The organism is Cellulomonas fimi (genome assembly GCF_028527925.1).
Taxonomy (GTDB): Bacteria; Actinomycetota; Actinomycetes; order Actinomycetales; family Cellulomonadaceae; genus Cellulomonas; species Cellulomonas fimi_C.
In genome coordinates this window covers 1-517 of the sequence record NZ_JAPESW010000191.1, presented here as the reverse complement: position 1 = coordinate 517, position 517 = coordinate 1, and the positions used below count along the sequence as shown (strand labels likewise).

At 75.0% G+C, this 517-nt stretch carries 1 protein-coding gene; it reads right to left on the bottom strand.

Features of this window, described 5'->3' with window-relative positions; all coding sequences use genetic code 11:
* A partial coding sequence (locus tag OMK64_RS20415; protein WP_272730179.1) for an isocitrate lyase/phosphoenolpyruvate mutase family protein occupies window positions 1-517 on the bottom strand: 517 nt, incomplete at both ends.

Below are 517 nucleotides of genomic sequence, written 5' to 3'. Positions count from 1 at the left end.
TCGGCGTCGCTCGTCAGCAGGTCGGCGCCGAGCGCGTCGGTCCGGGCGACGATGACCGTCGGGACGTCGGCGACGTCCGCCGCGAGCCGCGCCGCCGACAGCGTCCGCACGTGCTGCGCGGTGGGCACGAGCACCTTGCCGCCCAGGTGGCCGCACTTCTTCTCCGCCGCGAGCTGGTCCTCCCAGTGCACGCCCGCCGCGCCGGCCGCGATCATGGCGTGCATGAGCTCGTAGGCGTTGAGCGGGCCGCCGAACCCGGCCTCCGCGTCCGCCACCACCGGCACGAGCCAGTCGCGCGACGCCCGCCCGTGCTCGGCGACCTCGACCTGGTCGGCCCGCAGCAGCGCGTTGTTGATGCGGCGCACGACGGCAGGCACCGAGTTCGCGGGGTAGAGGCTCTGGTCGGGGTACGTCTGGCCGGACAGGTTCGCGTCCGCCGCCACCTGCCAGCCCGACAGGTAGATCGCCTCCAGGCCCGCGCGGACCTGCTGCACCGCCTGGTTGCCCGTGAGCGCGC